Below are 21,186 nucleotides of genomic sequence, written 5' to 3' on the forward strand. Positions count from 1 at the left end.
CCGCTAGTCCCATACCCGGTCATATTCGTCTTCTTTGAAGCCAACGGTAATTCGGTCGCCATCTACGACGATCGGCCGCCTAATTAAGCGGCCATTCGAAGCCAGCAGCTCCACCTTCTCCCTGTGGCTCATTCCGGCAAGCTTGTCCTTTAGCCCCAATTCCTTATAGACCTCGCCGGACGTATTGAAAAACTTCTTAATATCCAGCCCGCTCTTCGCAATGAGCTCTTCAATCGTCTCGGCAGGGGGAGCCGTTTCAAATATGTTATGCGCTTCGATCTCATAGCCTTTGGCTTTCAGCCATTTGCTTGCGCTGCGGCAGGTTCCGCAGCGCGGATATTCGTATACCGTCAATCGGTTTGACTTCTTCATCACCTTACAACTCCTATTCGTTCGTTGCCTTCAGCATCGCTTCCAGCTTGCGCAGATCTTCCGGGAGCGGCGCCTCCCATTCGAGCCATTTGCGGCTGATCGGATGCGTCATTCCGAGAACAGCCGCATGCAGCGCTTGCCGGCTAACGGCAGCTTCCAGCTCCTGGCTTCCGCCGTCAGCAGGGTTTCCGGCATAGCCGTACAGGCCGTCGCCGATTAACGGGCAGCCGATATGCTTCATATGGACGCGGATCTGGTGCGTGCGACCGGTTTCCAGCTTCAGCTTGACTTTGGCGGCTTCGCCGCCGCGGTAAATCGCTGCGGTCTCATAATGGGTAACCGAAGGATAGCCGCTCGCAAGAACGGTTCGGACATGAGGCGAGTCGGGATCCCGGTCGATCGGAGCGTCCACCGTCCCCTTCACATCGACCGGAGCGTTGTACACATAAGCGAGGTAAGACTTATATACGTCTCCCGCATGCATTTGCTCGGATAGCTGCTGATGGATGTACGGATTCTTGGCAATGGCCAGCAGGCCGGAGGTGTCTTGATCCAATCGGTGTATCGGACGAAATCGAACGAGCTCGCCGCGCTGCTGCCAATGATGGACGACGCCATTGGCAAGCGTCCCCGTGTAGTGGCCGTGGGTCGGATGAACGACGATCCCCGGCGGCTTGTTGAGAATAAGCAGGTCCCGGTCCTCATATACGATATCGAGCGGTATAGCCTCCGGCAGAATATCGTCCGATCGTTCCTGCTCCATTCGAAGCTCGATGCAATCCCCCTGCTTCACGCGCGAGGACGTATAGACGCGACAGCCATTGACCGTGATGCCTTCATCGGTCAGCTTCAAGCGAGAGAGCAGCTTGCGGGACACGCCGAGATTTCGTTCCAGCACCTTCCGTACGGTCATCCCATCCTCTTCGGGCTTGACGTGTACGGCAAGCGGTTCATAATATTTCATGCTCACTTCCGTTTCTTGAATACGTCCGCGCTGCGCACATATTCCGTATCCGGCACGCCTAGCTTGGCATTGGCCGACCTGGCCGCCGCAAAGAAATAATCGGACAGCCGGTTGACATATTTCAGAACGTCCTCGTTGATTGCCATGTCGCCGGAGAGCGTTACGATGCGCCGCTCCGCTCTGCGGCATACGGTCCGGCATACATGAAGCAGGGCCGATGTTTCGCTGCCGCCAGGCAATATAAATTTAGTAATCTCGGGCGCTTGCTCCACATGCGCATCGATCCAGCCTTCAAGGCGCACCGCCGGTTCGGCCGTGATCTTGAAGGTGCGTCCCTCCGGATCGGCGAAGGCCAGATCGGAACCGCAATCAAACAGCTCCTGCATGATCTCAATCAGCTCAGTTGCGAGCTCGTCCAATTCCCCTGTCGCCCCTGCGACAGCCGCAGCTTGTCCGACAAACGAATTCAATTCGTCAAGCGTGCCGTATGCTTCCACGCGGTTATCGTCTTTACTGACGCGGCCGCCAATGACGGATGTTTGGCCTCCGTCTCCTGATCGTGTATAGAGCTTCATGGTTTTACAATCTCCTTTAATACCTCGACGGACAATTCCTGATCAGGAGCATTCGCCGGGATGAACATAAACATATCCTTCTCCTTGTAGCCGGCTTCCTGCAGCACAGGAATCTTCTCGACCGGGATTGCGAACAAGCCGGTTATTTTCTTCTCTTTGTCATCTTCGCCCAGAACGATACTCTCCATGACGCCTTCAGGATAGTCCTCCGCTTTAAACCATTCGTCCAGCTGAACAGCCGGGCCTTGCTGCAGCATGTTCTCGAGCACTTCCTTAGGCAGCACCATAATGCCATTGCCGCCGGCAGCCAGTTCTACGATCATCTTCTGGTCGTTGTACATGGATGTGCCGTGAACCGCGATCTTTTTCTCTTCGCCGAATGCACTCTGCAGTTTCTCTTCGAGCTTCGTCGTAACGCCGTCCTGCAGATACTCTCTTGGCATCATAAATAGCGTAAAATCGGCTTTTGATCCGCATGCGCTCAGAACTGAGGACAATAACAACATAAGGAGTAGAATTCCAGTAATGCGGGTTTTCTTCGGCATACGCTGCAACATAATCCCTCCACAAACAAATTCTATGAACACTATAGCACAAAGGACAGCCTATTAGAAAATATCCTTATACCGGCGACGGATTATAGAAACAGCTTTGCACATGAAAAGAAGCCCCTTACTAGGGACTTCTCGAAACGATTCCGTTCATCGTGCTGCCGTGGCTCTTGCGCCAACGCATAAATCTCATATATTCGTTGATTTTGACGTCCAGCTTCCGGCTCAGATCGATCACGTTGTCGGAGCTGAATGTCTTATGTTCGAGATACGATTGTTCCATTAGTTTGCGCAGCGTGTAAATTTCGTCCTCTAAAACTCGAATGGATGATGAGGTGTACTGCTTTGCTTGCATGGTACCCGGGTCGCTGAGAAACGAGAATCCATAATCCGCATAAGCCACTGTCATTCCTCCTTCTCGTTACGTGAGTCAAACCATACCGTGCCTGCGCAATATCCTATGCTCAAAAGCTTGCTAATGGATAACTAGCCATAACGCTTCTGAATATATACGTCCTACTCGGCTTTCAGTTTATCGACAAATCGCCCGATCCGTTCAATAGCTTCCGTCAATTGGTTCACGGAAGTGGCGTAGGAGCACCGCAAATGGCCTTCGCCGCCCATTCCGAACACATCTCCAGGCACAGCCGCCACGTTGGCTTCGTTCAACAGTCGCGTGGAGAATTGCTCCGAGCTGAGCCCGGTCGATTTAATGGAAGGGAACGCGTAGAATGCGCCCTGCGGTTCATGGCATTCCAGCCCGATCTCACGGAAGCCGTGAACGATCAGCCTGCGCCGCTGGTTGTATGCTTCAACCATACGGTCTTTCTCGTCCTTCCCGTTCCGGAGCGCTTCGAGCGCGGCCACTTGACCCATAATCGGCGCGCACATGATGGTATATTGATGAATCTTCAGCATCGCGCTTATGAGTTCCGGATGTGCGCATGCATAACCCATCCGCCATCCCGTCATGGCGAACGCTTTGGAGAAGCCGCTGACCAGAATGGTCCGGTCCTTCATGCCCGGCATTGAAGCCAGGCTGACATGCTTCGTGCCATAGGTGAGCTCGGCATAGATCTCGTCAGAGATGACGATCAAATCATTCTCCTCGATAACCTTGGCAATCGGCAGCCAGTCTTCGTACGTCATGATTCCGCCCGTCGGGTTGCTCGGATAACATACGATAAGCACCTTCGAACGAGGTGTAATGGCGGCCTTCAACGATTCCGCCTTCAGCTTGAAGTGATCCTCCGCGAAGGTCTCGATCCCGACCGGAACACCGCCGCTTAGCGACGTAATTGGCGAATAGGAAATATAGCAGGGCTCCGGCACGAGAATTTCATCTCCGGGCGTAATAAGCGCGCGGAGCGCAAGGTCAATCGCTTCGCTGCCGCCAACCGTCACCAGAATTTCTTGAGCCGGGTCATACGCGACATCGAATTGGTTATACAGATAGTTCCCGATCTCTTCCCGAAGCTCGGGCATGCCGGCGTTCGACGTGTATTGCGTCTTGCCCATCTCAAGGGCGTATACGCATGCTTCACGCACATGCCATGGCGTTACGAAATCGGGCTCCCCTACGCCGAGCGTTATTATATCTTTGCGGCCTGCCGCCAAATCGAAAAACCGGCGAATGCCGGAAGGTTTCATCGATCGAGCGCCGGGAGCCAAATAGTCAGCCATCGATGCGCGGCGGACGGTTGCGTTCATTGATCTTTCTTCGTCTTTAATCATCGCGCATCACCTTTCACGGCGAAATGGGGAGACGTTGGTCAACCTCATGCTCCTCGAATATAATGCCGTCCTGTTTGTATTTTTTCAGAATAAAGAACGTCTTCGTCGATAATACCGCATCAATCGGAGACAGTCTGTTGGAGACGAAGGAAGCCACTTCCTTCAAGTTCTTCCCTTCCACCTCGACAAGCAAATCATAGGCGCCGGACATCAAATAGACCGACTTCACTTCCGGATATAAATAAATCCGTTCCGCGATCCCTTCAAATCCACGGCCGCGTTCCGGCGTTATTTGCACTTCGATCAACGCGGTAACCTTCTCGTCGTCTACCTTGCTCCAATTGGCGACGGTCGCATATTTGACGATGACATGGTCCTGCTCCATCTCCGCAATCGCCTGCTTCACTTCGGCCGCCGTCACATCCAGCATCGTTGCGATCAACTCCGCCGTGCGGCGCGCGTCCTCTTTAAGCAGCTCTAGTATTTTCATCTTCAGCTCACTCATCGTCAATACCTCCCGGTAACATGCTTCAAGTCAAATTTATTGCGCAAGGACGAAGCCTATTTTTTGCAGTATGCGCAATAATTTTATAAGCTCTATATTACAACGAATCCAAGTTTCCTGCAAAGCGGAAATAAAGCTTACGATCGTCCCCATCTGCCGGCGATCCGGTAAATACGGCGGGTTACGCCAAGATCCGGACAAGCTCCGAAAGCAGCTGCTGGATCTCGGACTCCGTGCCAATGGAAATCCGCAGCATGCCGCGAAGGCGCGGATGGTCGAAATGGCGGACGAATATATGAGCCTCGGTCAGCCGCTCTTCAATATGCTTGGCCGTTATTCCCTCTTGTACCGGAGGCGCGCAAAGCACGAAATTAGTCTGCGAAGGCAGCACATCGAAGCCCATCTTCCGCAGCCGTGCTGTAAGCTCGCTCCGGCTCCGGTTGGACCGGGCAATCGTGTCGTTCACATAGCCGGCATCCTCGATTGCCGCGACGGCCAGCTTACGGCTGATCGCATTCACATTATAAATATCCCGTCCCTTCTCAAGCGCTTCGATCAGGGAGCGGTCCGCCATGCAGTAGCCGACACGTGCGCCGCACAGCGCATAAGCTTTAGAAAAAGTTCGAAGTATCATCACATTTGAATACTTGGATAGCAGCTCTAGCGAGGATGCGCCCGGCTCCGCAAAATCGATGTAAGCTTCATCGATGACCACGAGGCCCGGAAATCCGCTCACAAGCCGTTCCACCTCGCCGGAGCTGAGCAGCAGACCGGTTGGCGCATTCGGATTCACCAGTACGATCGCCTTCGCACCGCTTGCCAGCAGCCCGTCCACGTCGACCGTGAAGTCTTCCCTGGTCGGAACGGCCTTGCTTGCCGCTTGATAGCTGGCCGCCACGGTATGGTACAGCCCGAATGAAGGATCCGGCAATGCGATGCTGCCCCCCGGACCGATAAACACTTTGAAAATAAGCGAAATGATTTCACTCGATCCGTTCCCGCAAAAGATCCGCTCCGCCTCGATGCCGAGCTTCGCGGATAGCGACTTTCGCAGCTCGACGCATGCGGCGTCGGGATAACGGCGAAGCTCCTCCTCGCTCATGTCGCGAAGCGCCTGCAGCACGCGAGGCGATGGCGGATAAGGGCTTTCGTTCTGGTTTAGCTTGACGGATGGAACGCCTTCAGGCGGTTGTTCGCCCAGCGCATAGGTGGCTAGCGCTTCGATATGAGGCAAGACGATCGACATCGAAGATCATACTCCTTCTTCCGGCTCTTCCGCCGGTTCATCTAATGGTTACCGCCCTTCCCGTCCAGCGGAAGGGGTGTTAAACTAATCGTATTCGAGAATTGTCACTATGAAAATATACAGATTATATTTTTTTGATGTGACAGTTTACGGTTACATGATACGGAGGATATGAGATGCCTGATCTAACGTCCAGACCGAACATGCCGGCCGACGAGCCGATGTATATTCAAATCTACCGCAGCACGCGCGATGAAATATTAGCCGGGCGGATTGCGCCGGGCTGCAAGCTTCCTTCCATCCGCACCGTTTCCGAACGGCTTGGCGTAAGCCGTACGCCGGTTGCGCTGGCTTATGAACAGCTGCTTGCCGAAGGGTATGTCAACAGCAGGCCCAGATCAGGACTGTTCGCCGCCGAGCTTGATGCTGCGCTGTCCCCTGCCATCAATAAAACATCGGAATCAAGCCCCGTTCTCCCTTCGCCGGCTCGCGCTTACCATGCATTGGCCGGAGAAGGGACCGCCTATGATTTTGGCTATGGGACCGTTGATCTGGATCGCTTCCCTTATGCCAAATGGAGAAGGCTGCTGAACCAATGCTTTCTGCCGGAGAATAACCGCGTGCTCCTATATGGCGATTATCAAGGCGAACGGGAGCTTCGCACAGAGGTCTGCGCTTATTTGCATCAAAGCCGCGGAATTCGCTGCTCGCCGGAACAGATCGTCATTGGAGCCGGTACGTACCACTCGCTTGATCTGCTGTTCCAGCTGCTCCAGAGCGACGTCTCGACGCTGGCCGCGGAGGAGGCCGTCAATGACGGGGTCAAGGCGCTGTTCGAACAATCCCGCTTCAGCCTGCGCCCCTTGCGCTTAGAGAGCGACGGCATCCGCATGGAGGATGTATATGCAAGCGGCGCCCAAGCCGTATATGTGACACCCTCCCATCAATTCCCATACGGAATGACCTTATCGATCGGCAAGAGAACCAAGCTCCTGGACTGGGCAAACCAGACCGGCGCTTACCTGATCGAGAACGATTATGACGGCGAATTCAGATATGGCGGGAGACCGATCCCGGCTCTCCAAAGCTTGGACGATCATGGACGGGTCGTATATGTCGGCACCTTCTCCAAAGCGCTGACCCCTTCTCTGCGGCTGAGCTATCTCATCCTTACGCCAGAGCTGTTGGAGCGGTTCCGGCAACGAAAACACAGCTTCGACCAGCTTGCCTCGACCGTCTTCCAAAAGACGCTGCAACAATTCATGCTATCCGGCGATTTCGAACGCCACATCAGGAGGATGAGGAAGGTTTACGGCAGTAAACATCATGCATTGCTGGTTGCGATCCGCAGCCGGTTCGGAAGCAGCGCCGATATTATCGGGGCCGGCTCCGGTCTGCATCTGCTCATGAAAGTGAAGAACGGCATGAGCGAGGAAGAGCTCGTAAGAAGCGCCAAGCAAGCCGGCGTTCATGTTTACCCGACGTCGATCTATGCTTTAAAACCTGAGCTGGCTCCTGCCTCCACCGTGCTGCTCGGTTTTGGAGGAATGAAGGAGAACGATATCCCGGCAGGAATAGAGCGGCTGGCCCGCGCATGGTTATAAATCCAGTCCAGAGGGGACATTCAGTTATTCGGAGGAATTAGTGCAGCCGCATCGGGCGGAATTCAGGTGGTTTCAGCTTCTGGCTCACTGCAAAAAACAAATCAGCCCGGCCCTCCGGATGGAGAAACGGGCTGATTGTCTGCTGTACGATTACGGCTGTTATTGAGGCCGATATTGATATTGTTGGTATTGTTGGTATTGCTGGGATTGCTGGTATTGCGGGGATTGCGGCTGCTGATAAGCTTGGAACTGCTGCTGCATAGGCTGGCCTGCCAGGCCGATCTGCTGAAGATGCTGCTGCTCCTTCTGCTGCATCTGCTGCTGCTGACGAAGCTGCTTGTCCACCTCTTGACGAAGCGCCGGGGACGCTTTGCTATACATGTTCTGCTGCTGCATAACGTTATACAAGTCGCCTTGCATACGCAGCGTGTCGTTCATCAATTGCGTAAACATTTGACGAATTTGCGGACAGCTGGACTCGGTTGCAGCCGTTGCGTATTCACGGACGACCCTCTTCAAATCGGCTAGCACCGCATACGCCATATCCTGATCGGGCAGCAACGTTTGGATCGACGGCTGCTGCTGCGATTGTTGTTGTTGATACAAGTTTATGACCTCCTTTTATATAAGTGCGACGTCAATTTTGCGGCTGTGACGGCGCCATATATTGATGCTGCTGGATCGATTGAATAAGTGTCTGGATATGCTGCTGGTGCATTTGGATCATTTGGCTGCAGGTCTGCTTAATGGCCTGATTCGTTGCGGATGTTGCGGCAACGGCGCATTGCTTCAGCAGCATATCCTCGTTGGACACCGAATCCACAATATACTCCAATTCCTTGGCAGTTACGGGCTGCATCATATTCATATTCGAACCCCTCCTTTTTTCCATAATCATGAGCCTTCAGTAGTGTACCCTTCACAATTCGCAATATGTATCCGAGCCCCTTCCTTGCAGAAGAAGCCCGGGGATGGAATTCTATTAAGGGAGATGGACGGTCTTCACATGGTCAAAATGCAGGAAAACCGAGCTGCCGCCTGCGGTCGACAGTTCAATCATATTCTGTTCGATACCTTTTAGCACGCCTATTTTATTTGGATTCTCTCCCAAATCGAGAATAACGAATTCACCGATTAATTTGCGCAGCTGCTGGTCAAAGGTACGAGCTAGCGTCATTGGCGACGGCTTAAGCGGGAACTGGGCCGGCGAAAGTGTGTACGGAGTTACATTCGGATTATATGGAATCAGATACTTAAGATGCTGCAATGATACGATGATCGTATGGTAAACAGGCGAATAGAAAACGAAGAAGTCGTTCATGACGCTGGTCAAATAGCCATGAATCGTCTGATTGCCGGTAATATACAATTCCGAGAACATGCCTTTGGCGTTCATTAAAATTTTGCGGTAAGAGATCGGCTCGCTCTGCTGCTCAAACGGAAATTCCGGGATTACGAGATCCTCGCCTTCCTGCTTCACGGTGCGTAATTGCTGAAGATGTATGAGCGGAATGTACAGAAATTGCAAACCGTTATGAATGACCAGAATATCTTGGCCCATGTCGATCATCTTGCCTTGGATCGGCAAAGATTTGCCTGATATATTAAGCTCCACATATTGATCTAATAACGGATGGCGGTACTTCATACGGTGAACCTCCTTTCTACCTATTCGTTGCATGCGCGACTTTACCCGCCTGCACCCCAAGGCCGGATCCGGTGAAGAACCCGGCCCGTGTGCTGACGAGAATGAGCTTTCCTAATCAAGGTGAACAACAAGCCAGGCGAGGAACGCATATCTATCAAACATGCCGCCTCGCCTGAAAGTAAAGGTCATATGAATAGGATCCCGTTTCTATTGGTGAGGGAGTCGGATCAACTATGACGCACGAGTGTCCGACTAGTAGTGACAGCGTTCGATCGGGTAATCGAGCTGATAACATGAATTCAGGAGGAGAATGCGGGGCTATGAAGAACACGAACGGGATATTATCAATCGGAACCGCCGGAAGGGGAAGCACTGGATTTCTGCTCCATGAGCGGATCATGAAGAGATACCGGAATCCACGGACGCGCTTGAGAGGTTTAACACGCTAACCCCCGTTTGCTCTAGCGCGTGCCGCGGATTCCCTCAGCTGCTCAGCCTTTTTTTCCTGTGCGGCGGGATACACGTTTTACTGCTTTTCGTACGGCGACTTTCTTCCAACTGGATGTGTTGGCATTATTGTTGTTATTGTTGTTGTTGTTGTTGTTCTTGTTGTTCTTCGCATATTGGTCTACTTTTTTAACCGATTTGATGTGATAGAGCGGGATGCGAACCAGGTTTTGGCTGCTGTTATTGTTGTTGTTGCCGCCTTGAACGAGAAGAAGGAGCGAGTCATTGCTAGCATCGACGACGAATCCTTCGACTTTCTCAGGGCCTCCGGCGTTAATTTGTACGAAAGATTTGTTCAGTTTGCCAAGAATGCCGTTGAAGTTGCTGGCTGCCAAGAAGTTCGCTTTGATACCTGTGCTTTCTTGTTTGTTCGATGTTTCCGTTACGCTTTTGACATGACGAAGGTTGATATAAACGTAATCGCTCTCGGATTGTTTGGTATTCGAGTTGTTTGTGTTGCTCATGTTCATATTATTGTTGTTGTTGTTATTATTGTTATTATTATTGTTGTTGTTGTCGGAAGACAGCAGAACCAAGAATCCATTGCTCACGCCGGCTACTGTTCCTTGAACCGCTTCCGGACCCCCGCGGTTAATTTGCACGCCCATTCCGATCATTTTGTTCAGATAGGATGCGCTTGCTGCTCCGCGTGCACCGCCCGTACCGCGTGTGCCATGTGTACCGCGAGTACCACGAGTTCCGCCCGTGCCGCACGTACCGCGTGTGCCGCGCGTACCGCGAGTTCCTTCTGTACCACGAGTGCCTTTTGTACCGCGAGTGCCTTTTGTACCATGAGTGCCTTTTGTACCATGAGTGCCTTTTGTACCATGAGTGCCTTTTGTACCTTGAGTGCCTTTTGTACCGCGAGTGCAATCTGTACCACGCGTTACTCCTGCTTTCTTGCCAGCCGCGCTTTTAGCACCCTTCGCTACTGTCGAACCAGCGGATTGGTTAAAACGGAAACCACTGAACGGTTTGTTGCTTACGAATGGAAAATACATAGATGTTATCCCTCCATAATTAGAATAGACTCGTTACTAAGGACGATCGGAGCTTAACGATTTAACGACCACGAATCTAGATTTCATCAGCTTCGCCTCGGCATTCATCCCTCCATTGTCTATCTCCCCGTAAACTATCATGGGAGATAATTTATAATCTATTTATATGTATCCCCTAATTGATTGTTACTAGATTGACATCTATTTATATGAGATTGCACGCTTACCCAAGCAGTAAATAGAATTCCAACATAGCTTGCATTATGACTAGTAAAGGAGGAATTCAAATGCAGACAACTGAAGTGACTGAAGTAACCGAGGTAACTGAAGTAACAGTCAGCGGTACTCGCGGCACTCGCGGTACTCGCGGTACTCGCGGCACTCGCGGCACTCGCGGTACTCGCGGCACTCGCGGCACTCGCGGCACTCGCGGCACTCGCGGTACTCGCGGCACTCGCGGCACTCGCGGCACTCGCGGCACTCGCGGCACTCGCGGTACTCGCGGTACTCGCGGTACTCGCGGCACTCGCGGCACTCGTGGCACTCGCGGCACTCGCGGCACTCGCGGCACTCGCGGCACTCGCGGTACTCGCGGTACTCGCGGTACTCGCGGTACTCGCGGTCGTTAACAAGCCTTTGCTTCCATCGTCTATTTCTTAAAAGAGTTACGGCTGTGACATAATGGGCACAATCGGCATAAAGTAAAGCAATCATTGATAAGCCTATCGTTTGCGATAGGCTTTACTTTTTGCCTGGAGGGATGGTCGAATGTCCAATGAAGGACTGCCTACCCGCTCAATAACGATTAATCCCAGCGATTTATTGGAGCTGCAGAAGGATGTTTGGAGTGACCAATTCGCACCGGTAACGCTCGTAATGGATGGAGTTGAAATGGAGGCTCGGCTTAGATTCAGAGGGGGACATACCCGTAATTATCAGAAGAAATCGTATGAAATCCGGTATGGCGGCGATCAGATTCTGCACTGGAATGCTGAATTCGATGACCCGTCGATGATCCGCAATGCGCTTTCATTCCGTTTCTTCAATATGATCGGCGTGCCTGCACCGGAAACGAGGCATATGTGGCTGATCTGGAACGGACAGCCGCATGGCGTCTATTTAGAGCTCGAATCTGTCGACAACACCTTCTTTAATAAACGGGAAATCCCAGCCCAATCGCTCATTTATGCCACGAATGACAGCGCGAATTTCAGTCTTATCGACCCGGATACCAAACAGACGAAGAACTCCTTATTCTCCGGCTATCAATTAATGAAAGGAGGCAACGCGACCAAGCTTAGACTCGTAAATTTCATTAAGCGGATCAACCGTCCTGTCAAGCAGTCTTTGCGGGTTTATTTGGCCAAACGGCTGGATGTGACGCAATATCTTGAATGGCTGGCCGGCGCGGTGCTGACCGACAATTATGACGGTTTCGACCAGAATTATTCGCTGTATGAACATACGCCAACGGGGCAATATCGCATCATTCCTTGGGATTACGAGGGAACATGGGGAAGGAATCCATACGGCAAATTGTGCAGAAACGATCAAGTACCCGTGCAAGGCTTCAACAAACTGACCCGCAGGGTACTGGCCTACAAGCGGTATAGACAGCAATATCGAAAGTTGCTGAATAAATTACTTGCAAGCCACTTTACCGTGCAAGTGCTGGATCCGGTCGTCGAAGATATTTACAGCGGGATAAGGGAAGCGGTGCGCGATGATTTTACGAGGAAATGGCCTTACGAGACCTTCTTGAACGAACCACAAATTATCCGAAACTACATTCAAGAACGGCGAAATATTCTCAAGAAAGAATTAAAACAGTGGACCGACTAATAGATTGCCGATCCCTGTCCAATCTTGCCTTGCATTAGAAGATATCCATACTTAGATATCGTTCGCCGCTATCCGGCGCGATGCACAATACCCGGCGTCCCTGACCGAGACGTCGTGCCAGCTGCAGCGCTGTCCATACAGCCGCTCCTGATGACGGCCCAAGCAGCAGACCTTCCTTTCTGGCCAGAGCTCGCATCGTCTGCAGGGCGTCATCGTCGGAGACCTGTACAATTTCATCATATACAGCTGTATTAAGAATGGCTGGCACAAAGCCGGGACTTGTCCCTACCAGCTTATGCGGTCCTGGCTTGCCTCCGGATAATACCGGTGAGCCCAGCGGCTCGACAACCGCGATATGCAGACCGGGAATTGCCGCCTTCAGCGTCTCTCCTGTTCCGGTAATCGTACCGCCGGTGCCTGCTGTCGCAACGAAGGCATCCAGACGGCCTCCGGTCTGACGAATAATCTCAGGCGCCGTCGTCGTCCGGTGGATATCGGGGTTCGCATGGTTCTCGAACTGGTTCGGAATATAGCTGCCCGGAATCGACGCCTGCAGCTCCTGTGCTTTGCGAATTGAACCGGGCATCCGATCGGCAGCGGGCGTCAATACGACCTCCGCGCCGTAAGCTCTCAACAAGCCGATTCGTTCTTTCGTCATATTATCCGGCAGAACGAGAATAAGCTTATATCCTCTGGCAGCGGCATTCATTGCCAGACCGATGCCTGTATTGCCGCTTGTCGGCTCAATGATGGTATCGCCCGGCTTGATAAGACCTCGCTGCTCGGCATCCGTTATAAGCGCGAATGCTGCCCGGTCCTTGACGCTGCCGCTCGGATTATAACGCTCCAGCTTGACCAGAACCTCCGCATCGCTATCGCCCGTCAGTTTCTTCAAGGCAACCACCGGGGTATCGCCAATCAATTCGGCAATATTATTGACTACGCGTGCCATTCTTGTTTCCCCTCCTCCATACAACTTAAGCCATACATTTATGAAGCTTCACGGGCGCTGCGGCCCAGGAATGTCCGGATGAACAGCCATCCGATCAACGGAAACAGCCCGATGGAGAACAACAGCCACGGTATGGCTTGCGGAGTTTTGTCCGCATAGGGCAGAATGATCAGATAGCAAGATAGCCCAAGAAGACGTCCTATTGTCAGCGACGCTTCTCGAAGCACAATAAACTCCTCGCGCTGCTTCGCGCTTTCTTCGGATTGCCCGATCATATCGAATACGACCGAGGTCATGGGAATGGTATATAGCGGCATGAAGATCGCCGTACCGATCCCGAATACCAATAACGTGCCGTAATTCATCGGCCAGAATAGCGGAAGAACGAATACGCCGATAGCCGCTGCCCCGATAAGCATAGCGATCCGCCGTCTAGACGGCGTCAGCAGCTTGCCGATCAATAAGAAGCTGCCAAGTGCAACCAGCGAGGTAATCAGCGAGAAGCTGCCAAGCTTCTGCTCATTGTTCGTCGCGATGAAGACGAGCAAGCCAATCAGGAACATGAAGACACTCTCGCGTACGCCTTGTGCGGCGATTGACGGAACGATGCGCCGCCACGGACTGCCTTTGGTCGCAAGCTGGCGGATCCCCATCAACCATTCATATTCCCCCACGGTTTTCCTCTTCTTCAACCAAAAGCTGAGAATAACCGCAATCGCGAATATAATAACCGCAATCGTAAAAATAATGGTGTAGCCCCGTTCGCCTTTATTGAGCATAATGATCGTTCCCGAAATCCAAGGAGCCAGAATTCCCGCGCCTGATCCGAGAAATCCCGCCCAGCCGTTGAACCGGTCCCGGTTTCCCGGTTCCGTCACTTCAAAATAAACGACGTTGAAGGACAGCCAGAAGCAGCCCAGTGCGATGCCGTTCAGAATGCCAAGCGGGATGGCATAGGTCGCCGCCGATTTACCCAGCAGCAGCACGGTAAAATAAAAGGCCCCCGATAGCGCTACGCCAAGCCGAAGGCTGTTCATCTTATTATGCTCCTTCACCCACTTGCCCGCTATCCAGAACGTAAGGCCGCTGACAGCGTACTGGCTGAAGTTAAACCAGCCGATCAAGGCGAACGACTGGCTAGCCTTCCACAAGTAAACGGGAACGAACGTACCCGATAGCGCATTCGCGATTCCGAGCAGGCCCTGCACCGCCAGCAGCAGTATGGATTGCCCGTCCAGCACGCGGCTATCCGGATTGCGGTCCGTCCTCCCGATGGTTTCATGCTTCCATTTCCCTCTCGCGGAGGGTGTAAACCATCCGGATTTTACCGGATATTTGCCTTGTCCCACATTACATCCCCCTCCTGCTTGTGAAATCTTGCGTGCCTTGACGTAAGATTCCCCCAACAGGGAGGATGCATGCCGCTAACAAGAAGTTTTCCTATAGTTACCAGTCGAATCCAGTACGAATTTCTTAGCTTAGCTGCTCTCGTCCGACGCCTTCGTCAGCACGTGAACCATACGCTCTTGGTCATCCTGTGCCAGCTTTCCCAGTACAGAGAAGCAGGACGGGCAAACATAACGAATGATTCGGAACGGAGCGGTGAGGAGCGGTGTGTTCAGACCGGCGGATTGTGCCGGGTTGAACTGAGAACCGGTTACATGCTCTACTCCGACCTCCAGCATATATTCTCTGCAGGACGGACATTCGGGTACCTCAACCTGCTGGTCGAGTATGCGCTCTACCGTCTCCTCCAGCATCAGATGCTCGCGGCTCCGGGTCAGGAAGGAACCGGCCGATTCATCGAATGAACGGTCGGAGTCCCAGGATTCCTCTACTTCTTCCTCATCGTCTTCATCCTCATCATCCTCATCATCCTCACTATCGTCGATACCGATCTGCATCGTCCGGTAACCGGACAGCTCATTCTCGCAGTGCGGACAGTACCGCTCCGGCCCAATTTCCTCATCCCAGACGATCTCCGTCTGACACCATGGGCAAATCGTATGTTCATCCATTGCGTTTTCCTCCAATTGCTACATGAGATAAATAACCCCTAATATAATAAACAAAGCTGCGAGAGCAAACAGAATTCCCCATAAATATTTCATGCTTTGCGCCCTTTCCTCTCATTGTGTTCAAACTATGGCAGCCCCGATAACGAATGAAAGCGATACGGAAATAACCATCGCAATTAATCCGACTGCACGGTTATCTCGCCCGATTTCATCATCGATCCGGAAGACCGGCGTCAGAAACTCGAACAGAAAATAGGCGACGAGCAGCAGGAAAAAACCGAACGTCCCCCACACCATGCTCTGATAGACCGATTCATTGGCTTTCACGGCAAAGTGGAAAATGTTGCAAATTCCGAATATTTTTCCTCCGGTTGCCATCGCGACCGCTACGTTGCCTTTCTTAATTTCTTCCCAGCATTCGTATCGCGTCACGAACTCGAATAAAAACAGAAATAGGACTAACGCAAGCACAGCCACCGACACATAAGCAAGTGCCGCTGCATAAGGATTGCTCAACAATTTGTCGACTTCCTGCTCCATTAAAGGTTCTCCTCTCCAGAGATTACTTTAATTCCGCAACCGTTACGCCAGAGCCGCCTTCGCCGTAATTACCCAATCTATAGCTCTTCACATGCTTATGCCTGCGCAGAAAGTCACTGATCCCTTGGCGGAGAATGCCGGTCCCCTTCCCATGAATGATATAGACTTGACCTAACCCCGCAAGAAAGGATTCGTCCAGAAAACGATCCACCTCGACGATCGCTTCCTCCAAGTTATCGCCGCGCAGATCAAGCTCCATCCGAACATTGTCGTCGCGCGTTCTCTTCAGTGTAGCCGCAAGCTTCGGCTGCTGCGTCTTCGCTGCTTCGACACGCTTCACGAGCTCCAGATCGTCGAGGGCGACCTTCATCTTCATGATCCCGAGTTGTACGATTGCAGCATTGCCGCTCAGCTCCACAACGTGGCCGCGCTGGTTCAAGCTGTATACCGTGACCTCATCCCCTGCCTCGATCCGCTGCGGCTTCGCCGCCTTCGCCTTCCCTGCTTTGGCAGGCTTGCGCGGCTCTGGAGCGGCTTCATCCAGCTTGCGTCTTGCCTCAATCAGCTTATGCTCCTTAACGGAGGCTCCTTCTTCCATAGCCAGCTTGCGAAGATCGGCAATGATCTGCTCCGCCTCACGCTTCGCCTTCGCAATCGTCTCACGGGCTTCCTCCTGCGCCTGCTGGATCAGTTTATCCCGCTGCTGGTCAAACTTAAGCCGTTCCGCCTCATGGCGGGCATTCTGCGCCTCCATTTCGATACGCAGCGTCTCTGCAGTCTGCCGCTCTGCTTCTGCGCCGAGGCGGTCCTGCTCCAGCGAGGCGATCATCGTCTCAACCCTCATATCGTCCTCGCTGACTTCTCCCCGGGCATGTTCAATGATGGACCGCTGCAGCCCAAGACGTTCGGCAATCGCGAATGCATTGCTTCGTCCGGGAACGCCGACAAGCAGCCTGTATGTGGGACTAAGAGTCTGAACATCGAATTCCATGCTCGCGTTAATGATACCTTTGCGATTATAGGCATACGCTTTAAGCTCGCTATAGTGAGTCGTAGCAACGATACGGCAGCCCAGCCGGTGCATCTGCTCAAGGATGGCGATTGCAAGCGCCGAGCCCTCAGCCGGATCCGTGCCGGCGCCAAGCTCGTCGAGCAGGACAAGGCTCTTCGGCGTCATGTGCTTCAAGATTCGTATAATATTCGTCAGATGGCTGGAGAATGTACTTAAATTCTGTTCGATACTTTGTTCATCGCCAATGTCGGCATAGATCGCATCGAACACGCACAGCTGGCTTCCGTCCTCCGCCGGGACGAACATCCCGGACATGGCCATCAAGCTGAGCAGGCCGATCGTCTTCAAGGAGACGGTCTTGCCGCCCGTATTCGGACCGGTAACGATAATGGCCGTATAGTTGTTCCCCAACTCGACATCCGTCGGCACCACATGTTCCGGTGCAATAAGAGGATGGCGCCCTTTACGCAGCTTTAAGAAGCCGCGGTCGTTCATCATTGGAAGCGTCGCCTTCATCTGGTGAGCAAGCCGCGCCTTTGCGAAGGCGAAATCGATCCAGCCCAGAACGTCCAGATCGAGCAGCAAATCCTCTACATACTCAGCCGTTAGCGCAGTAAGACGGTGCAGTATTTTCTCTATCTCGCGGGTTTCTGCCGCACGAAGCTCGCGAAGCTTGTTATTCATTGCGACAATCGCCTCTGGTTCGATGAACAGCGTAGCCCCGGAGCCCGATTGATCATGTACGATACCGCCAAAGTGAGAGCGGTATTCCTGCTTAACGGGTATGACGAACCGATCGCCGCGAATCGTGACGATCGCATCCTGAAGCATCTTTTGAACAGACGACGAGCGAACCATCTGCTCCAGCTTCTCGCGGACCCTCGCTTCCCCGGTGCGCAGCTCGCGGCGGATCGAAGCCAGCTCGGCGCTTGCGCTGTCCATGACCGTACCTTGATCGTCAATACAGTCAAAAATGGCGTCTTCAAGCGTTTTATGCTCCGTAAGCTGCTCTGCTTGAGCCGCCAGCAGCGGAATCGGGTCATCGTCATGCAGCTGCATAATGTGCCGTTTAACCCGTCTGGAGCCTCGTATGGTCTCCGCAATTTCGAGCAGCTCGGACGGATTGAGCATGCCTCCGATCCGCGACCGCAGCAGCGCCGGACGGATATCGACAACGCCGCCGAAGGGAGCTGAACCCTTCAGCCTGTCTGCCTTATAAGCCTCGTCGGTCGCCTGCAGGCGAAGCTTGACTTCCTCCAGATCCGAGCTCGGCTGAACAGCCTCCGCCGCCGCTTTGCCTAGCGATGTAGCCGCATGCTGAATCAATTTATGTACGATTTTTGAAAATTCGAGTGTCTGTAATATTTTGGTATCCAAGTTGAGCACAACCCCTCTCGTTCCTTATTATAGCCGAAGCTGACAACGTATGCCATGACGTAAGCTGCCATGCATGTCTTTCGAAATAGCGGAAACACTAATTGTTGCACCCGAAACTTTACAAATACGCATAGGAGGGTTCCGAATGCAGTTTCTGGGACATATTGTCCGCTTCATCGTTTCCGCGATCGTCCTGATGGTCGTCGGTTTTATCGTGCCCCAATTCAGCGTAGGCGGCTTCTGGAGCGCACTATTCTTGGCCTTGGTAATTGCGGCTCTTGGCTGGATTATCGAGGGCATCTTCGGCAAACGGGTAACCCCGTTCGGTAGAGGCATCGTCGGCTTCCTCGCAAGCGCCGCCGTCATCTGGATTGCACAGTTTATTGTCGGCGGCGTATCCGTCACTTGGCTTGGAGCGATTCTGGCGGCGCTGGTGATCGGGATTGTCGATTTGTTTATACCGACGCCGTATGACGCCGGGCGAAAGCAGGAAAGCCGAGACTAGCCGCGTGGACGATTGCGCACAAGCCACACAGAAGACCGAGTTTCCCGGGAGGTTCCGCCCTGCCGTCGAAACTCGGTTTTTCGCTGTTGCTGCCAATTATCGGCAGTTTGTTCATCAAATGTTCAAAGGAGCCGTATCGTTACACACTACATTTTATCCGATTAACGCTATACTATAGATGTACAAAACAGTTGTACAAAAAAATTATTCGATATCGGAAATCGGAGGGTATTATTTATGATGAAAAAAGCATTGTTCATTTGTATGCTCGCTGCGCTCGTTATGGTTGTCGCAGCTTGCGGTTCAAACAACAAGAATAGCGATAAGTCGCCGGAGCAGGATGCTGGCGTAGAAACAACCGGTTCGGCTTCGCAAGAGGTCGTCATCAAGGCATCCAACTGGGAATTCGACAAATCCGAATACGTCATCAAGAAAGGCGAGCCTGTCAAGCTGACGCTTGAATCCGAGAGCGGAATCCACGGTATTGCAATTTCCGATCTGGATGTAAAGCTGGGTAATGGAGACTCCAAGGTCATTACGATCGATGAAGCGGGCGAGTATGAATTCCGCTGCAACATCCAGTGCGGAACCGGCCACAGCAAGATGGTCGCCAAGCTTGTCGTTGAATAATAAATAGAAGCAAGACGGCCATAAAAACCGCTTTCTGCCCATTAGATTGGGAGAAAGCGGTTTTTATAATTCCTATATGAATTATTGATAGAGTCGATAAATTATCATAATGATCGGGGAGATTACCCGATTCTGACCGATTAATTGCGGAATCCTTATAAATGGCATAAAAAACCTTTATGGCCGCCCTTCTTCCCCCGAACTCGGCACCTTGTTAAGATGGATGCATCCCATTTTCAATTTAAGGAGCTGTTCGCAAATGAGTGCGATGAATGGACGCGTGGCGGTAATCAGCGGTGCAGGCACGGGTCTTGGGAGAGCCACCGCGATTGAGATCGCACGCAAGGGGGCAGCTGTCGTTCTTCTTGGAAGGCGCAAGTCGAAGCTCGATGAGACAGCAGCTCTCATCGCGGAGGAGCATCCAGGCAGCGTATTCGCCCTCCAGACGGATGTTTCCGATGAGCAGCAGGTTAACCGGTCCATCGCAGCGGCAATCGAGAAATTCCGTCGGATCGACGTTCTCATTAATAATGCCGCCATATTTGAACCGGGCCGGGTCGGAGAGCTGACGGTCGAAGAATGGGAGCGGCAGCTGGCAATCAACTTAACCGGACCGTTTCTTATGACGCGGGCCGTCCTGCCGATCATGCGGCAAGCCCGTTACGGGCGCATCGTGAACATTACGTCGGGTTTAGCCTTTAACGGCGCTGGCGGTTATGCGGCCTATAGCGCATCCAAAGCGGGGCTGGAATCGTTTACGCGGACGCTGGCGGATGAAGAGGAATCCCATAACATCCTGGCCAATCTGTATAATCCCGGCACCCTCCGCAGCGAGATGCACCGAACAGGCAAAGATCCGGCACTCGTTAACCCGGGTATTATCAGGCTGGCGACGCTGCCTCAAGGCGGCATTACCGGGACGATCGTAACTTATTAGCAAATATGCAAAACGACGCACCGCTCACTTGCCGGGTAATATCCCGATAAATGAGCGGTGCGTCTCTTTCATAGCATATGCTAGCTTTCCTCGATGAGCTCGATCCATTCGTTGTATTCCGTTTGCAGCTTCGAATACTCGATCTGCAGCTTGGAATGATCGATTTGCAGCCGCTCATGGGCTTGCCGCAGCTTATTGCCGTCACGGTCGGAATCCACCAGCAGCGACTCCAACTCCGTCAGCCGCAAGGTGAGCTGCTGAACCCGGGCGCTCGTCCGGTCCGCCTCCTGCTCCGTAATAAGGAGCTGCTCCCGCAGCTCGCTCTCCGCTTCCGTCGAAACCGCCGCTTCCTGCAGTGCAGTCTCGAATTCGCTGCGTGCCGCCGCGGCTTCCTTCTCGAGGCGGGACACCTTGGCGCTTGCTTCGCTCAGCGCCGCTTCCCTCGTCCTCGCCGCCTCTGCCGCTTCCTTCTCGAGGCGGGACACCTTGGCGTTCGCTTCGCTCAGCGCCGCTTCCCTCGTCCTCGCCGCCTCTGCCGCTTCCTTCTCGAGGCGGGACACCTTGGCGTTCGCTTCGCTCAGCGCCGCTTCTCTCGTCTTCGCCGCCTCTGCGGCTTCCTTCTCGAGGCGGGACACCTTGGCGTTCGCTTCGCTCAGCGCCGCTTCC

24 protein-coding genes are annotated in these 21,186 nt (G+C 53.0%); 6 read left to right on the forward strand and 18 right to left on the reverse strand.

Features of this window, described 5'->3' with window-relative positions; genetic code table 11:
• Positions 1–3: 3 nt before the first annotated feature.
• From L1F29_RS25200 to hisC, 8 genes are all read right to left on the reverse strand, one after another.
• Entirely contained in the window at positions 4–372 is a 369-nt protein-coding gene (locus tag L1F29_RS25200; protein WP_258384781.1) for an arsenate reductase family protein, read from the reverse strand.
• 13 nt (positions 373–385) lie between these two features.
• The gene (locus L1F29_RS25205; protein WP_258384782.1) at positions 386–1,336 is read right to left on the reverse strand and encodes an RluA family pseudouridine synthase; all 951 of its coding nucleotides are present in this window, start codon (positions 1,334–1,336) and stop codon (positions 386–388) included.
• Between the two features lie 2 nt (positions 1,337–1,338).
• Complete coding sequence (locus tag L1F29_RS25210; protein WP_258384783.1) at positions 1,339–1,911, reverse strand: cob(I)yrinic acid a,c-diamide adenosyltransferase; 573 nt, start codon at positions 1,909–1,911, stop codon at positions 1,339–1,341.
• Positions 1,908–2,468: a type 2 periplasmic-binding domain-containing protein gene (locus L1F29_RS25215; protein WP_258384784.1), complete on the reverse strand. Its 561-nt coding sequence runs from the start codon at positions 2,466–2,468 to the stop codon at positions 1,908–1,910. The genes L1F29_RS25210 and L1F29_RS25215 overlap by 4 nt, the downstream gene beginning before the upstream one ends.
• Positions 2,469–2,586: 118 nt before the next feature.
• Positions 2,587–2,865: an aspartyl-phosphate phosphatase Spo0E family protein gene (locus L1F29_RS25220; RefSeq protein ID WP_258384785.1), complete on the reverse strand. Its 279-nt coding sequence runs from the start codon at positions 2,863–2,865 to the stop codon at positions 2,587–2,589.
• 113 nt (positions 2,866–2,978) lie between these two features.
• Positions 2,979–4,196, reverse strand: a complete 1,218-nt coding sequence (locus L1F29_RS25225) for an aminotransferase class I/II-fold pyridoxal phosphate-dependent enzyme (protein WP_309252340.1) — start codon at positions 4,194–4,196, stop codon at positions 2,979–2,981.
• A 13-nt stretch (positions 4,197–4,209) separates the two neighbouring features.
• Complete coding sequence (locus L1F29_RS25230; RefSeq protein ID WP_258384786.1) at positions 4,210–4,701, reverse strand: Lrp/AsnC family transcriptional regulator; 492 nt, start codon at positions 4,699–4,701, stop codon at positions 4,210–4,212.
• A gap of 181 nt (positions 4,702–4,882) precedes the next feature.
• Positions 4,883–5,947 carry a histidinol-phosphate transaminase gene (gene hisC / locus L1F29_RS25235; RefSeq protein WP_258384787.1) on the reverse strand — a complete coding sequence of 355 codons (1,065 nt, stop codon included), beginning with the start codon at positions 5,945–5,947 and terminating at the stop codon, positions 4,883–4,885.
• A gap of 176 nt (positions 5,948–6,123) precedes the next feature.
• Here hisC and pdxR point away from each other — a divergent pair, with 176 nt between their 5' ends.
• Positions 6,124–7,551, forward strand: coding sequence for a MocR-like pyridoxine biosynthesis transcription factor PdxR (gene pdxR, locus L1F29_RS25240; protein ID WP_258384788.1), 1,428 nt, complete (start codon positions 6,124–6,126; stop codon positions 7,549–7,551).
• A gap of 159 nt (positions 7,552–7,710) precedes the next feature.
• Here the strand turns inward: pdxR and L1F29_RS25245 are convergent, their stop codons facing one another.
• From L1F29_RS25245 to L1F29_RS25260, 4 genes are all read right to left on the reverse strand, one after another.
• Complete coding sequence (locus L1F29_RS25245) at positions 7,711–8,157, reverse strand: spore coat protein (protein WP_258384789.1); 447 nt, start codon at positions 8,155–8,157, stop codon at positions 7,711–7,713.
• A gap of 31 nt (positions 8,158–8,188) precedes the next feature.
• Positions 8,189–8,413, reverse strand: a complete 225-nt coding sequence (locus tag L1F29_RS25250) for a hypothetical protein (protein WP_258389806.1) — start codon at positions 8,411–8,413, stop codon at positions 8,189–8,191.
• Positions 8,414–8,533: 120 nt separating this feature from the next.
• Positions 8,534–9,199 (reverse strand): YwrJ family protein, encoded by a 666-nt coding sequence (locus L1F29_RS25255; RefSeq protein ID WP_258384790.1) that lies wholly within the window; start codon positions 9,197–9,199, stop codon positions 8,534–8,536.
• Positions 9,200–9,690: 491 nt separating this feature from the next.
• Positions 9,691–10,707 (reverse strand): hypothetical protein, encoded by a 1,017-nt coding sequence (locus L1F29_RS25260; RefSeq protein ID WP_258384791.1) that lies wholly within the window; start codon positions 10,705–10,707, stop codon positions 9,691–9,693.
• A gap of 287 nt (positions 10,708–10,994) precedes the next feature.
• On the opposite strand from L1F29_RS25260, the gene L1F29_RS25265 reads away from it, so the two are divergent.
• A complete protein-coding gene (locus L1F29_RS25265) occupies positions 10,995–11,336 on the forward strand; it encodes a hypothetical protein (protein ID WP_258384792.1) in 342 nt (113 codons plus the stop codon).
• A gap of 139 nt (positions 11,337–11,475) precedes the next feature.
• Positions 11,476–12,549: a CotH kinase family protein gene (locus L1F29_RS25270; protein ID WP_258384793.1), complete on the forward strand. Its 1,074-nt coding sequence runs from the start codon at positions 11,476–11,478 to the stop codon at positions 12,547–12,549.
• 34 nt (positions 12,550–12,583) lie between these two features.
• Here L1F29_RS25270 and cysK read toward each other — a convergent pair whose 3' ends face one another.
• The 5 genes from cysK to L1F29_RS25295 form a co-directional block, all read right to left on the reverse strand.
• A complete protein-coding gene (gene cysK / locus L1F29_RS25275) occupies positions 12,584–13,501 on the reverse strand; it encodes a cysteine synthase A (protein WP_258384794.1) in 918 nt (305 codons plus the stop codon).
• A gap of 38 nt (positions 13,502–13,539) precedes the next feature.
• The gene (locus L1F29_RS25280) at positions 13,540–14,850 is read right to left on the reverse strand and encodes an MFS transporter (RefSeq protein ID WP_258384795.1); all 1,311 of its coding nucleotides are present in this window, start codon (positions 14,848–14,850) and stop codon (positions 13,540–13,542) included.
• Positions 14,851–14,979: 129 nt separating this feature from the next.
• Positions 14,980–15,519, reverse strand: coding sequence for a hypothetical protein (locus L1F29_RS25285; RefSeq protein ID WP_258384796.1), 540 nt, complete (start codon positions 15,517–15,519; stop codon positions 14,980–14,982).
• Positions 15,520–15,639: 120 nt separating this feature from the next.
• Positions 15,640–16,059: a DUF350 domain-containing protein gene (locus tag L1F29_RS25290; protein WP_258384797.1), complete on the reverse strand. Its 420-nt coding sequence runs from the start codon at positions 16,057–16,059 to the stop codon at positions 15,640–15,642.
• Between the two features lie 22 nt (positions 16,060–16,081).
• Positions 16,082–18,448, reverse strand: coding sequence for an endonuclease MutS2 (locus L1F29_RS25295; RefSeq protein WP_258384798.1), 2,367 nt, complete (start codon positions 18,446–18,448; stop codon positions 16,082–16,084).
• A 145-nt stretch (positions 18,449–18,593) separates the two neighbouring features.
• Between L1F29_RS25295 and L1F29_RS25300 the strand changes: the two genes are divergently transcribed.
• The 3 genes from L1F29_RS25300 (at position 18,594) to L1F29_RS25310 (ending at position 20,520) form a co-directional block, all read left to right on the forward strand.
• Complete coding sequence (locus L1F29_RS25300) at positions 18,594–18,953, forward strand: phage holin family protein (RefSeq protein WP_258384799.1); 360 nt, start codon at positions 18,594–18,596, stop codon at positions 18,951–18,953.
• A 237-nt stretch (positions 18,954–19,190) separates the two neighbouring features.
• The gene (locus L1F29_RS25305; RefSeq protein ID WP_258384800.1) at positions 19,191–19,583 is read left to right on the forward strand and encodes a cupredoxin domain-containing protein; all 393 of its coding nucleotides are present in this window, start codon (positions 19,191–19,193) and stop codon (positions 19,581–19,583) included.
• 259 nt (positions 19,584–19,842) lie between these two features.
• The gene (locus tag L1F29_RS25310) at positions 19,843–20,520 is read left to right on the forward strand and encodes an SDR family NAD(P)-dependent oxidoreductase (RefSeq protein ID WP_258384801.1); all 678 of its coding nucleotides are present in this window, start codon (positions 19,843–19,845) and stop codon (positions 20,518–20,520) included.
• A gap of 80 nt (positions 20,521–20,600) precedes the next feature.
• Here L1F29_RS25310 and L1F29_RS25315 read toward each other — a convergent pair whose 3' ends face one another.
• On the reverse strand, positions 20,601–21,155 hold the full coding sequence (locus L1F29_RS25315; RefSeq protein WP_258384802.1) for a hypothetical protein: 555 nt from the start codon (positions 21,153–21,155) through the stop codon (positions 20,601–20,603).
• Between the last annotated feature and the right edge of the window lie 31 nt (positions 21,156–21,186).

The organism is Paenibacillus spongiae (genome assembly GCF_024734895.1).
Classification (GTDB): Bacteria; Bacillota; Bacilli; order Paenibacillales; family Paenibacillaceae; genus Paenibacillus_Z; species Paenibacillus_Z spongiae.

What these genes read in the sequence shown, in the direction of transcription:
- L1F29_RS25285 (WP_258384796.1), bottom strand. Translation starts at nt 15,519, where the DNA reads ATGGATGAACATACGATTTGCCCATGGTGTCAGACGGAGATCGTCTGG.
- L1F29_RS25215 (WP_258384784.1), bottom strand. Translation starts at nt 2,468, where the DNA reads ATGTTGCAGCGTATGCCGAAGAAAACCCGCATTACTGGAATTCTACTC.
- L1F29_RS25225 (WP_309252340.1), bottom strand. Translation starts at nt 4,196, where the DNA reads ATGATTAAAGACGAAGAAAGATCAATGAACGCAACCGTCCGCCGCGCA.
- L1F29_RS25230 (WP_258384786.1), bottom strand. Translation starts at nt 4,701, where the DNA reads ATGAGTGAGCTGAAGATGAAAATACTAGAGCTGCTTAAAGAGGACGCG.
- L1F29_RS25265 (WP_258384792.1), top strand. Translation starts at nt 10,995, where the DNA reads ATGCAGACAACTGAAGTGACTGAAGTAACCGAGGTAACTGAAGTAACA.
- L1F29_RS25310 (WP_258384801.1), top strand. Translation starts at nt 19,843, where the DNA reads ATGAGTGCGATGAATGGACGCGTGGCGGTAATCAGCGGTGCAGGCACG.
- cysK (WP_258384794.1), bottom strand. Translation starts at nt 13,501, where the DNA reads ATGGCACGCGTAGTCAATAATATTGCCGAATTGATTGGCGATACCCCG.
- pdxR (WP_258384788.1), top strand. Translation starts at nt 6,124, where the DNA reads ATGCCTGATCTAACGTCCAGACCGAACATGCCGGCCGACGAGCCGATG.
- L1F29_RS25270 (WP_258384793.1), top strand. Translation starts at nt 11,476, where the DNA reads ATGTCCAATGAAGGACTGCCTACCCGCTCAATAACGATTAATCCCAGC.
- L1F29_RS25260 (WP_258384791.1), bottom strand. Translation starts at nt 10,707, where the DNA reads ATGTATTTTCCATTCGTAAGCAACAAACCGTTCAGTGGTTTCCGTTTT.
- L1F29_RS25300 (WP_258384799.1), top strand. Translation starts at nt 18,594, where the DNA reads ATGCAGTTTCTGGGACATATTGTCCGCTTCATCGTTTCCGCGATCGTC.
- L1F29_RS25205 (WP_258384782.1), bottom strand. Translation starts at nt 1,336, where the DNA reads ATGAAATATTATGAACCGCTTGCCGTACACGTCAAGCCCGAAGAGGAT.
- L1F29_RS25255 (WP_258384790.1), bottom strand. Translation starts at nt 9,199, where the DNA reads ATGAAGTACCGCCATCCGTTATTAGATCAATATGTGGAGCTTAATATA.
- L1F29_RS25305 (WP_258384800.1), top strand. Translation starts at nt 19,191, where the DNA reads ATGATGAAAAAAGCATTGTTCATTTGTATGCTCGCTGCGCTCGTTATG.
- L1F29_RS25250 (WP_258389806.1), bottom strand. Translation starts at nt 8,413, where the DNA reads ATGATGCAGCCCGTAACTGCCAAGGAATTGGAGTATATTGTGGATTCG.
- L1F29_RS25200 (WP_258384781.1), bottom strand. Translation starts at nt 372, where the DNA reads ATGAAGAAGTCAAACCGATTGACGGTATACGAATATCCGCGCTGCGGA.
- L1F29_RS25210 (WP_258384783.1), bottom strand. Translation starts at nt 1,911, where the DNA reads ATGAAGCTCTATACACGATCAGGAGACGGAGGCCAAACATCCGTCATT.
- hisC (WP_258384787.1), bottom strand. Translation starts at nt 5,947, where the DNA reads ATGTCGATCGTCTTGCCTCATATCGAAGCGCTAGCCACCTATGCGCTG.
- L1F29_RS25290 (WP_258384797.1), bottom strand. Translation starts at nt 16,059, where the DNA reads ATGGAGCAGGAAGTCGACAAATTGTTGAGCAATCCTTATGCAGCGGCA.